We start from the raw sequence: 12,200 nt of genomic DNA, 5'->3' as shown, positions 1-12,200 counted from the left end.
CCTCAGACCATCTCGTTGGCGGTCAGCCACCGCATCACCGGCCACCCGACGAACACCGGTAGCCAGCAGGTCAGCACCCGGTACAGCAGGACCGACGGCACGCCGACGGCCGCCGGCACGCCGAATGCGGCCAGCCCACCGATCAACGCCGCCTCGACCGCCCCGACGCCGCCGGGTGTGGGCGCCGCGGAAGCCAGTGTGCCGCCGACCATGGTGACCACCGTGACGGCGACGAAAGTCGTTCCGCCGCCGAAGGCTTCGATGCTGGCCCACAACGCCAGCGCCGCGCCGAGGGTGGTGCCCGCACAACCCAGCAGGATCAGGGCCAGGCGCCGCGGTTGGCGGGCCAGCTTGACCAGATCGGTCACCACCTCGTTCAGCTTGGGGCGCACCTCGGTTGCCAGCCACTTGCGCAGCGTGGGCACGAACAGGAACGTGCCGACGATGCCCAGCGCGATCCCCGCGATCAGGTACAGCAGCGTCGCGCTCGGGACGAAGTGCCGCAGGTTCATCGAGGCGCCGGCCGCGGCGCTGAACAAGACCAGCAGCGCCAGATGCGCGATCACCTGCACCGACTGCTGCAGCGCCACCGCCGCGGTCGCCCGCATCGCCGACAGGCCGCTCTTCTGCAAGAACCGGGTGCTCAGCGCCAGCCCGCCGACGCCCGCCGGGGTGGTGGTCGCAGCAAAGGTATTGGCCACCTGGGCGATTGACAGCGTCCAGAAGTTCACCATGCCGTCCGCACACGCCCACAGCGCCGCGGCCGCGCCGACGTAGGTCAGCGCCGACACCAGCAGGCCCAGTAGCGCCCACCACCAGTTCGCGGTCCTCAGCTGGGAGACGAATGTGGGCGCCGTGCTGATGAACGGGTACGCCACATAGACCAGCGCGCCGAAGAGCACCAGCTGGACGATCTGGCTGCGGGTGAACCTGGTGATGGTCTGCGGCTTGATCTGATCGGCACCGGTCTGCCGCTTGACCTCGGCCCGCGCGCCGGAGATGACGGCACCGGCGTCGGGTACCGACCGCCGAAGGGATCGTGGCACAGCGACTTTCGTGAGCCGGCGGGATGCACTCAGAATGGTGTCCTTGCCGAACACCTCGATCGCCGCGCGCACCGCCGACTTCGGGTCGTAGAGGGCGGAGGCGGTCACCAGCAGCTGGGCGATGTCGGACTGAAGCTGGGCGTCGGTCGCCCCGTATTCGGCGCTGCCGAACCCGCCGAACATCACGGTGTCGTCCTCCACCGTGATGTGGTGGGTGCGCAGGTCACCGTGGGCGATTTGGCGGTCGTTGAGGACTCGCAGCGATTCCCACAGCCGGCCAACGGGAGTCGTCTCCGCGCATTCGTCGATGGGCGTGCCGAGCGGGGGCCGGTGCGAATAGAGCATCCACCCGCGGTCCAGCGGGGCCACGGCGACCGTCGCCGTGTTGGCCACGCCCGCGTCACCGATGGCGATCGCCATCAACGCGCGATGCTCCACGGCCCGGCGCATGGAGGTCACCAGGGGTGCGGTCTCGGCGTCGCGCAGCCGCAGCTTGCCCCAGAGCTGGCGCAGCGCTCCGCCGCTGCGTTGGTGCGGGCTGTACAGCTCGATCAGCGCCGTCTCCCCGAGATGTTCGCCGTCGGCCGAAAGAATCAGCGGGCCGCGGCCGGCGGGCCGGACCACGGTCAGCCGCGAGACGGCGAAGCCGCCCTTGGCCAGTGCACGCACCGTGGCTTCCAGCGGCACCTCGAGCGCGGGAGTGCCGACGACGAGCACCACCAGAGCGCCGACGATCCATCCCACCGCCAGGCCCACCAACGAGCGCGCCGGGACGATGGCGCTGACCACCAAGTGGATGGGGACGAAGGCCAGCAGTAGCGCCCACCACCAGCGCCGCCAGCGCGCCGGCAGCCACGGACCCGAGACCGTCAGCACCGCCGCCAGCATCCCGATCCAGCGCGGATCGTCGAGGAATTGCGCCGGTACCGTGCTGAGCCGATCGTGAACGTCGAAGTGCCATCGCGGTGATGCGATGCCGCTGGCGCTGATCGACAATACGAGGATCGCGCTCAACCCCGCGGTGGCGTAGGCGCCGAGCAGTTTCCATTGCCCGGCGACGATCAGCCCGATGAGGATGATGAATGGCAAAGCCACGATCGCGAACCCGTACACCACGTACACCACATCGGATTGCGTGGGTGACAAGACGCCGACGATCTGCGAAACGGATTTCTCCAGCGCGATCCATTGCGGGCGGGTGATCACCGAGCCCGTGATCACCAGCGCCAAGAAAAGCGAGGCCAGCATCAACCGCAGGATGTCGTTGGTCCGCCGGGCCAGCGGGTGCAGCAAGTTGCCGGAAACGACGATGTCGCGCCCGTCAACTCGCATGTACATCCCTCGGATTCGCGCCGGCACCGTGCTTTCGACCTGCTAAACGGCCCGCCGACAAGTTAACTCAATACCCGGTCCGTTGACAGCTCCCACTCATCCGGCGCGCGTAGGGTCGGGTACGTAGGCGTGCTAGCGAATTGGGGAGGCACCGGCGTGGCCAGGACGGACAACGACAGCTGGGAGATCACCGAGAGCGTGGGGGCGACGGCGCTCGGCGTGGCGGCGGCCCGGGCGGCGGAGACCGAAAGCGAGAACCCACTGATCAGCGACCCATTCGCGCGGGTGTTCCTGCAGGCCGCCGGGGAAGGTATGTGGGACTGGTTCGCGGCTCCCAACCTGCCCGCCCAGGTCGCCGAGATCGATCCGGACCTCAAGCCGCGGATGCAGGGCATGGTCGACTATATGGCCGCGCGGACGGCCTTCTTCGATCAGTTCTTCCTCGACGCCACCGGCGCGGGCGTGCGGCAGGTGGTGATCCTGGCGGCCGGGCTGGACTCGCGGGCGTGGCGGCTGCCCTGGCCGGACGGCACCAGGGTGTACGAGCTGGACCAGCCCCTGGTGCTGGACTTCAAGGCGTCGACGCTGCGCGACAAAGGCGCCCAGCCGACCTGCGAGCTGATCAGCGTTGCCGTCGACCTGCGCCACGACTGGCCGTCCGCCTTGCGGCGGGCCGGATTTGACGCCGAAGCGCCCAGCGTGTGGTCGGCCGAGGGGCTGTTGCCGTTTCTGCCGGCGGCCGCCCAGGAGCTGTTGTTCGAGCGGGTACAGGCGCTCGGCGCGCAGGGCAGCCGGATCGCCGTGGAGGCACCGGGCCCCGACTTCCTCGACGAGGGCGCCCGCGACCGGCAGCGCCAGACCATGCAGCGGGTGCGCGACCTGATGGCCGAACTGGAGCCCGACCGCGACATTCCCGATGTGCAAGACCTCTGGTACTTCGAGGAACGTGAAGACGTGGGGGACTGGCTGGGCCGGCACGGCTGGGACGTGACGGTCACCCCGGCGCCGGAGCTGATGGCCGGCTACGACCGCAGACCACCACAAGACATCGACGATGCCGCGCCGCAGACGCTGTTCGTGGCGGCGCAGCGGACGGGAAGGAACTGAGGATGGCGAGGACCGACAACGACAGCTGGGAGATCACCGAAAGCGTGGGGGCGACCGCGTTGGGGGTCGCTTCGGCCCGCGCGGCCGAGACCCGCAACGAAAACCCGTTGATCACAGATCCATTCGCCCAGGTGTTCCTCGACGCCGCCGGAGACGGCGCGTGGAACTGGCACTCCGCGGCCCAGCTGCCGGACGAGGTCATCGAGGCCGAACCGACGTTGCCGCTGCAGATGCAGTCGATGGTCGGCTACATGGCTTCGCGCACAGCGTTTTTCGACAAGTTCTTCCTCGACGCCGTCGGTGCCGGCATCCGCCAGGCGGTGATCCTGGCGGCCGGCCTGGACGCGCGATCCTGGCGGCTGCCCTGGCCGGCGGGCATCACGGTCTACGAGCTCGACCAGACCCGGGTGCTGGATTTCAAGGCCTCCACGTTGGCCGAGCATGGGGCGCAGCCCGCCTGTGACCGGGTCGCGGTGCCGGTGGACCTGCGCCAGGATTGGCCGGCCGCGTTGCGGCAGGCGGGTTTTGACCCCTCCGCGCCCAGCGTCTGGTCGGCCGAGGGGTTGATGCCGTACCTGCCCGCCGCCGCACAGGATCTGCTGTTCGAGCGCATTCAGGGGCTGACCGTTCCCGGCAGCCGGGTCGCCGTGGAGGCGCTGGGGCCGACGTTCCTTGACCCGCAGTTCCGCGCGAAGCGCCGGGAGCGGATGGACCGGATCCGCGGGCTGATGGCCGGCGTGGATCCGGACCGCCAGGTGCCCCGGACCGACGAGCTCTGGTATTTCGAGGAGCGCGAGGACGTCGGCGAGTGGTTTAACCGGCACGGCTGGGACGTGACGGTGACGCCGGCCGACGAGCTGATGGCCGGCTACGGGCGTGCCGCGCCCGAGGAAGTCCGGGACTACGTGCCCGGGAATCTGTTTGTGACGGCGCAACGCTCGGCGAATTAGGCGCCCCGCAAACTCGGGAAAGATTTGCCGACACGCCGGTGGTCTGACCACCTGACTGGCGGTCGGCCAGCCACACTGGCCGCATGGCGCTGCAGCCGGTAATTCGCCGATCGGTGCCTGAAGCGGTTTTCGACCAGATCGCGACCGATGTGCTCAGCGGCGAGATACAGCCGGGCTCGCCGCTGCCCAGCGAGCGCAGGCTGGCGGAGGTCTTCGGGGTGTCGCGCCCCGCCGTACGCGAGGCGCTCAAGCGTCTCTCGGCGGCCAGCCTGGTCGAGGTGCGCCAGGGCGGCGTCACGACCGTGCGGGATTTCCGCCGACACGCCGGCCTTGATCTGCTGCCCCAGTTGTTGTTTCGCCAGGGCGAACTCGACGCGAGCGTTTTCCGCAGCATCCTCGAGACGCGGCTGCGTATCGGTCCGAAGGTCGCGGAATTGGCGGCCGAACAACACGGCCCCGAACTGGCTGCGCTGCTCCAAGATTCGCTGCGCCGACTGGACGCATCGGATAGCCCGGCCGAGTGGCATCGTGACACCCTCGCGTTCTGGGACCACATGGTGGACAGCTCCGGGTCGATCGTATTCCGGTTGATGTACAACCCTTTCCGCGCGGCGTATGAGCGGGCGCTGAGCGCCCTGGCCACCGCGATGAACGCCGAGGTCAACCGCACGGACGCGTACCGCAAACTGGCCGAGGCCATCTGCGCCGGAAATGCGGCCGAAGCGGGCAAAGCCGCCCGAGACGTCCTCGAACTCGCCAACTCCACGATGATCGCCGCGCTCGAACGGCGGGGGACGCGGCGATGAGCACCCACACCGTGATCGCCACGTACCTTCGCGGTCAGATCCAGCCCGGGATCGACGCGGTCGGCGGCTTCTTCCGGACCTGCGTGCTGACCGGCAAAGCGTTGTTCCGGTCACCCTTTCAGTGGCGAGAGACCATCGAGCAGGGCTGGTTCATCACCAGCGTCTCGCTGCTGCCCACCCTCGCGGTCGCGATTCCGCTCACCGTGCTGATCATCTTCACCCTCAACATCCTGCTGGCGGAGTTCGGCGCCGCCGACATCTCCGGCGCCGGCGCTGCTTTGGGCGCGGTGACGCAGCTGGGACCGCTGACCACCGTGCTGGTGATCGCCGGCGCCGGATCCACGGCCATCTGCGCCGACCTGGGCGCGCGCACCATCCGCGAGGAGATCGATGCGCTGGAGGTGCTGGGCATCGACCCGATCCACCGGCTGGTGGTGCCCCGCGTCGTCGCCGCGACGATCGTCGCCACCCTGCTCAACGGCGCGGTGATCACCATCGGACTGGTGGGCGGATTCGTGTTCGGCGTTTTCATCCAACACATTTCGGCCGGCGCCTACGTCGGTACCCTCACCTTGATCACCGGCCTGCCCGAGGTGGTGATCTCGGTGGTCAAGTCGGCCATCTTCGGAACGATCGCCGGGCTGGTCGGCTGCTATCGCGGGCTGACCACGAAGGGCGGCCCCAAGGGCGTCGGCACCGCCGTCAACGAGACGCTGGTGCTGTGCGTGATCGCGTTGTTCGCCGTCAACGTGGTGCTGACCACGATCGGCGTGCGGTTCGGGACGGGCCGCTGACATGGCGACCGGGGCAGTACTGCGCGCCCGCTATCCGCGAACGGCCGCCAATCTCAACCGCTATGGCGGCGGCACGGCGCGAAGGCTCTGGCGGATCGGCATTTTCGCAAGGTTCGCCAGGATCAGCGTCGGACAGATCGGGTGGGCGCTACGCCATTACCGGCGGGAGACGTTGCGGCTCGTCGCCGAGATCGGCATGGGCACCGGCGCGATGGCCGTCGTCGGTGGCACGGTCGCGATCATCGGGTTTGTGACGCTGTCCGGCGGATCGCTGATCGCCATCCAGGGCTTCGCGTCACTGGGCAACATCGGCGTCGAGGCGTTCACCGGATTCTTTGCCGCACTGGCCAACACACGCATTGCCGCACCGATCGTCGCCGGGGTCACGCTGGCCGCCACGGTCGGTGCCGGCGCAACCGCCCAGCTGGGCGCCATGCGCATCAGCGAGGAGATCGACGCGCTGGAAGTCATGGGCATCAAATCGATTTCTTTCCTGGTCTCCACCCGGATCCTGGGCGGCCTGGGGGTGATCGTGCCGTTGTACGCCCTGGCCCTCGACATGGCTTTCACGTCGGGTCAGGTCGTCACGACGGTGTTCTACGGCCAGTCGAACGGCACCTACGAGCACTACTTCCGCACCTTCCTGCGCCCCGAGGACGTCGGCTGGTCGGTTCTGGAGGTCGTGATCATCGCGGTGGTGGTGATGATCACCCATTGCTACTACGGCTATACCGCCAGTGGCGGCCCGGTCGGCGTGGGCCAGGCGGTCGGTCGATCGATGCGATTCTCACTGGTCTCGGTGGTGGTAGTGGTCCTGCTCGCCCAGTTGGCGCTCTACGGCGTCGACCCGAACTTCAATCTGACGGTGTAACGGCCATGGCGACGCCGGTGCCGCGGATGGGGCGACGCGCGTGGGTGTACGTCGAGGGCGTCGTCCTGCTGTTGGTCTGCGGACTGGTTTTGGCGTTGGTGTACCTGCAGTTTCGCGGGGACTTCACGCCCAAGACCGAGCTGACGATGGTCGCTACCCGGGCGGGCCTGTTGATGGAGCCGGGATCCAAGGTCACGTACAACGGGGTCGAGATCGGCCGGGTGTCCGGCATCTCGGAGACCGAGCGGGACGGCGCGCCGGCGGCCAAGCTGCTGTTGGAGGTGAATCCGCGCTACATCAAGCTGATTCCGGCGAACGTGGTGGCCAACATCGAGGCGGCCACGCTGTTCGGCAACAAGTACGTGTCGTTGATTGCGCCGGAAAACGCATCGCGGCAGCGGATTTCGCCACACGACGTGATCGATGCGCGGTCGGTGACCACCGAATTCAACACGTTGTTCGAGACGGTCACTTCGATAGCCGAGAAAGTGAGTCCGATCGAGCTCAACGCAACGTTGTCCGCGCTGGCGCAGGCGCTGGACGGGCTGGGCGGCAAATTCGGCGAATCGATCATCAACGGCAAAGAGATTCTGGCGCAGTTGAATCCGCGCATGCCGCAGATACGTTACGACCTGCGTCGCTTGACGGACCTGGCCCGGGTATACACCAAGGCCTCACCCGACCTGTGGGAATTTCTGAGTAACGCGGTGACCACCGCCCGGACCCTGACCCGCCAACAGGGCGACCTGGACGCCGCGCTGTTGGCGGCGGTGGGCGTGGGCCACAACGGCGAAGACATCTTCGCCAAGGGCGGGCAGTACCTGGCGCGGGGGGCCGCGGACCTGGTGCCCACCGCCGACCTCCTCGACACCTACAGCCCCGAACTGTTCTGCATGATCCGCAATTTCCACGACGCCGCCCCGGAAGTCGCGAAAGCGGCCGGCGGCAACGGCTATTCGTTGGCGGCGGCCGGATCGATCATCGGTGCGCCCAACCCCTATGTGTATCCGGACAATCTGCCGCGGGTGAACGCGCACGGCGGCCCCGGCGGGCGGCCGGGCTGCTGGCAGAAGATCACCCGGGATCTATGGCCCGCGCCGTATCTGGTCATGGACACCGGCGCCAGCCTGGCGCCCTACAACCACTTCGAGCTCGGCCAGCCGCTGGCCACCGAATTCGTCTGGGGCCGCCAGTACGGGGAGAACACGATCAACCCATGAAAATCACCGGTACCGCAGTCAAACTCGGGGTCTTCTGGTCCGTGCTGGCGTTGTTCACCGTGATGATCATCGTCGTGTTCGGTCAGGTGCGATTCGATCGCACCACCGGGTACTCCGCGGTGTTCACCGACGCGAGCGGGCTGCGCGCCGGGCAGTTCGTGCGCGCGTCCGGCGTCGAGGTGGGCAAGGTCTCGAAGGTGACGTTGACCGACGGGGACACGCGGGTGTTGGTGGAGTTCAACGTGGATCGGACGCTGCCGCTGGATCAGGCGACGACCGCGTCGATCCGCTACCTCAATTTGATCGGTGACCGCTACCTGGAGCTCAAGCACGGCGCGAGCGGCCGACGGCTTCCCCCGGGCGGCGAGATCCCGCTCGAGCGCACCCAGCCGGCGCTGGACCTCGACGCGCTGATCGGCGGGTTCCGGCCGCTGTTCAAGGCATTGGACCCCAACAAGGTGAACAGCATCGCCCAGTCGATCATCACGGTGTTTCAGGGACAGGGCGCCACCATCAACGACATCCTGGACCAGACCGCATCACTGACCGCGGCGCTGGCCGACCGCGACAAGGCGATCGGCGAAGTGATCAACAACCTGAACACCGTGCTGGCCACGACCGTCAAGCACGAGAAGGAGTTCGACCGAACGGTCGACAAGTTGGAGCTGCTGATCACCGGCCTGAAGGACCGGGCCGATCCGCTGGCCGCGGCGGCGGCACACATCAGCGACGCGGCCGGAACGGTAGCAGCTCTGCTGAGCGAGGACCGGCCGTCGCTACACGGCACCCTCGGACAGCTCGAGGGCATCCAGCAGTCACTCATCAACGATCTGCCGACCCTGGACAACGTGCTGGAGAAGCTGCCGGGCGCGTTCCGCGTCATCGGCCGGGCCGGCGGCATCTACGGCGACTTCTACAACTTCTACCTGTGTGACATCTCGATCAAAGTCAATGGATTACAGCCCGGCGGGCCGGTGCGCACGATCAAGCTTTTCGGCCAGCCGACCGGGAGGTGCACGCCGCAATGAGAACGCTGACGGAGTTCAACCGCACCCGCGTCGGCCTGATGGGCACGCTGGTGACGCTGCTCATCATCGGTGTGGGACAGAGCTTCACCAGCGTGCCGATGCTGTTCGCCACGCCGACCTACTATGCGCAATTCGCCGACACCGGGGGCATCAACGTCGGCGACAAGGTGGAAATCGCCGGGGTGAACGTGGGATTGGTGAGCTCGCTGGTGATCCGCGGCGACCGGGTCCTGGTCGGCTTCTCGATGCCCGGCAAGACGATCGGGACGCAGAGCCGTGCCGCGATCCGCACCGACACCTTCCTCGGCCGCAAGAACATGGCGATCCAGCCACGTGGCTCGGATCCATTGCAGCCCAACGGAATAATTCCCTCCGCCCAGACCACGACGCCCTACCAGATCTACGACGCGTTCGTCGATGTCACGAAGGCGGCGACGGACTGGAACATCGACGTCGTCAAGCGGTCGCTGAACGTGTTGTCGGAGACGTTCGATCAGACCGCGCCGCACCTGAAGGCCGCCCTCGACGGCGTGGCCAAGTTCTCCGGAACCATCGGCCATCGCGACGACCAGATCAGGCAACTGCTGACGAACGCCGACAAGATCACCCGGGTACTGGGTGACCGAAGCCCACAGGTCGACGGTCTCCTGGTCAACGCCAACACCCTGCTCACCGCGTTCCGGCAGCGCAGCCAGGCGCTGAGCATCCTGCTGAGCAACGTGTCGGCGGTGTCGACGCAGGTGTCCGGATTCATCAAGGAGAACCCCAACGCGCACCATGTGCTGCAGCAGTTGGGCACGGTCAGCGACGAGCTGGTCAAGCGCAAAAAGGAGCTGTCCGACGTGCTCGTGCTGGTCAGCAGATACACCGCGTCCCTGACCGAAGCGGTCGCGTCCGGACCGTTCTTCAAGGCGATCGTGGCGAATCTGCTTCCCTACCAAGTCCTTCAGCCGTGGGTCGATGCGGCGTTCAAGAAGCGGGGCATCGACCCCGAGAACTTCTGGCGCAGCGCCGGACTGCCGGCGTTCCGCTGGCCCGACCCCAACGGCACCCGATTCCCCAATGGCGCACCACCACCGGGGCCGCCGGTGCTGGAGGGCACCCCGGACCACCCCGGGCCGGCCGTCCCACCGGGATCGCCGTGTTCGTACACGCCGACCGCCGACGGCCCGCCACGGCCCGGAAATCCGTTGCCGTGCGCACTTTCCGGTCAGGGCCCCTACGGTCCGGTCCCCGGCGGCTTCCCGGCCCCGCTCGATGTGGAGGCGTCGCAGCCCAACCCCGACGGGCCGCCGCCGACCGCCGGCATCCCGAGCGCGGGTCGCCCGGGTGAGGCCCCGCCGGACGTTCCCGGCACTCCGGTTCCGCTCCCGGCGCACGCCCCACCCGGAGCGCGTACCGAAAACCTGCGACCGGCCGGTCCGACCCCGCCCCCGTCGAGCTTCGCCCCGATACTGCCCGCCGCGCCGGCGGCGCCACCGGGCCCGGGGCCCCAACTTCCGGCGCCGTTCGTCACCTCCGACGCGACAGGGGGTAGCGACCGATGAGCACCATCTTCGACATCCGCAACCTGCGATTGCCCCAGGTGTCCGCCCGGGTGTTGGTGGTCGCGGGGCTGGCGGCGGTCTTCGTCTTCACCGCGGCGGCCGCCGGAGTTCAGCTCTACCGGAAACTCAGCACGACCACCGTCGTCGCGTACTTCTCCGAGACCCTCGCGCTTTACCCGGGCGACAGGGTTCAAATCATGGGAGTGCGGGTGGGCTCGATCGACAAGATCGAGCCGGTCGGCGACAAGATGCGAGTCACGTTGCACTACAACAACAAATACCGGGTACCCGCGAGGGCCACCGCATCGATCCTCAACCCCAGCCTGGTGGCCTCGCGCACCATCCAGTTGTCACCGCCGTATACCGGGGGACCGGTGCTGCACGACGGCGACATCATCCCGATCGAGCGCACCCAGGTGCCCGTCGAGTGGGATCAGCTGCGCGACTCCATCAACGGGATCCTGCGGCAGCTCGGCCCGACACCCCGGCAGCCGGCGGGACCGTTCGGCGACGTCATCGAATCGGCCGCCGACAACCTGGCCGGCAAGGGCAAGCAGGTCAACGACACCCTGAACAGCTTGTCGCAGGCGCTCACCGCGCTCAACGAGGGCCGAGGGGACTTCGTCGCCATCACCAAGAGCCTGGCCGAGTTCGTCACCGCGCTGTATCAGCACAAGCAACAGTTCGTCGCGCTCAACGTCAACCTGGCCCAGTTCACCGACTGGTTCACCAAATCCGATCACCAGGTGGCCGACACCATCACCCACCTCGACGACGTCCTCGATGCTGCTCGAAAGTTCTTGAACGACAACAGTTCCATCCTGACCCATGATGTCGACAACCTCGGCGACGTGACCACCACGATCCTGCAACCCGAGCCGCGAGATGGCCTGGAAACCGCCTTGCACGTGCTCCCCACCTTTGCCGGCAACTTCAACAACCTCTACCAGCCCGCCCACAGCTCGCTGGTCGGCTTGTTCGTGTTTCCCAACTTCGCCAACCCCATTCACTTCCTGTGCAGCGCCATCCAGGCCGGCAGCCGGCTCGGTTATCAGGATTCGGCCGAACTGTGCGCGCAGTATCTGGCCCCGGTGCTCGATGCCATCAAATTCAATTACCCTCCGGCCAGCCTGAACCCGTTCAACTCCGCGGCCACCCTGCCCAAGGAAGTGGCGTACTCCGAAGAGCGGCTGCACCCGCCGCCCGGATACAAAGACACCACCGTTCCGGGGATCTTTTCGCGCGACACCCCCTTCTCGCATGGCAACCACGAGCCGGGGTGGGTGGTCGCGCCCGGGATGCAGGGCACGCAGGTCCAGCCGTTCACCGCCGACATGCTCACGCCCGAATCCCTGACCGAGCTGATGGGGGGTCAAGACGCCGCACCACCGCCGCCCGGGGTGAACTCGTCCGGACCGCCGAATGCCTACGGTGAGTCGAATCCGGCTGCCCCGCCGTGGTTTTCGAGACCCGCACGGCCGGGACCGGGCCAGTGACGC

Annotated in this window: 10 protein-coding genes; 9 read left to right on the top strand and 1 reads right to left on the bottom strand. The window is 67.5% G+C overall.

Annotated features, from left to right (window positions below):
* Positions 1 to 2: 2 nt before the first annotated feature.
* Entirely contained in the window at positions 3 to 2,378 is a 2,376-nt protein-coding gene (locus tag A5708_RS18490) for a lysylphosphatidylglycerol synthase transmembrane domain-containing protein (RefSeq protein ID WP_065030071.1), read from the bottom strand.
* Positions 2,379 to 2,534: 156 nt separating this feature from the next.
* On the opposite strand from A5708_RS18490, the gene A5708_RS18485 reads away from it, so the two are divergent.
* The 9 genes from A5708_RS18485 (at position 2,535) to A5708_RS18445 (ending at position 12,197) form a co-directional block, all read left to right on the top strand.
* Positions 2,535 to 3,485: a class I SAM-dependent methyltransferase gene (locus A5708_RS18485; RefSeq protein ID WP_065029998.1), complete on the top strand. Its 951-nt coding sequence runs from the start codon at positions 2,535 to 2,537 to the stop codon at positions 3,483 to 3,485.
* A 2-nt stretch (positions 3,486 to 3,487) separates the two neighbouring features.
* Positions 3,488 to 4,435 carry a class I SAM-dependent methyltransferase gene (locus A5708_RS18480; protein WP_065029997.1) on the top strand — a complete coding sequence of 316 codons (948 nt, stop codon included), beginning with the start codon at positions 3,488 to 3,490 and terminating at the stop codon, positions 4,433 to 4,435.
* Between the two features lie 83 nt (positions 4,436 to 4,518).
* Positions 4,519 to 5,241, top strand: a complete 723-nt coding sequence (locus tag A5708_RS18475) for a FadR/GntR family transcriptional regulator (protein ID WP_065029996.1) — start codon at positions 4,519 to 4,521, stop codon at positions 5,239 to 5,241.
* Positions 5,238 to 6,035: an MlaE family ABC transporter permease gene (locus A5708_RS18470; RefSeq protein WP_065029995.1), complete on the top strand. Its 798-nt coding sequence runs from the start codon at positions 5,238 to 5,240 to the stop codon at positions 6,033 to 6,035. Before A5708_RS18475 ends, A5708_RS18470 begins: the two co-directional genes overlap by 4 nt.
* 1 nt (position 6,036) lies before the next feature.
* Positions 6,037 to 6,906: an ABC transporter permease gene (locus tag A5708_RS18465; protein WP_065029994.1), complete on the top strand. Its 870-nt coding sequence runs from the start codon at positions 6,037 to 6,039 to the stop codon at positions 6,904 to 6,906.
* A gap of 5 nt (positions 6,907 to 6,911) precedes the next feature.
* On the top strand, positions 6,912 to 8,126 hold the full coding sequence (locus A5708_RS18460; protein WP_065029993.1) for an MCE family protein: 1,215 nt from the start codon (positions 6,912 to 6,914) through the stop codon (positions 8,124 to 8,126).
* Positions 8,123 to 9,154, top strand: a complete 1,032-nt coding sequence (locus tag A5708_RS18455) for a virulence factor Mce family protein (RefSeq protein ID WP_065029992.1) — start codon at positions 8,123 to 8,125, stop codon at positions 9,152 to 9,154. Before A5708_RS18460 ends, A5708_RS18455 begins: the two co-directional genes overlap by 4 nt.
* Positions 9,151 to 10,701, top strand: a complete 1,551-nt coding sequence (locus A5708_RS18450) for a virulence factor Mce family protein (protein WP_065029991.1) — start codon at positions 9,151 to 9,153, stop codon at positions 10,699 to 10,701. Before A5708_RS18455 ends, A5708_RS18450 begins: the two co-directional genes overlap by 4 nt.
* Positions 10,698 to 12,197 carry a virulence factor Mce family protein gene (locus A5708_RS18445; RefSeq protein WP_065029990.1) on the top strand — a complete coding sequence of 500 codons (1,500 nt, stop codon included), beginning with the start codon at positions 10,698 to 10,700 and terminating at the stop codon, positions 12,195 to 12,197. The genes A5708_RS18450 and A5708_RS18445 overlap by 4 nt, the downstream gene beginning before the upstream one ends.
* Positions 12,198 to 12,200: the final 3 nt, after the last annotated feature.

Source organism: Mycobacterium colombiense (assembly GCF_001672755.1).
GTDB classification, from domain to species: Bacteria; Actinomycetota; Actinomycetes; order Mycobacteriales; family Mycobacteriaceae; genus Mycobacterium; species Mycobacterium colombiense_C.
The sequence above is the reverse complement of the archived record's forward strand: the minus strand, read 5'-3'. Positions and strand labels throughout refer to the sequence as shown.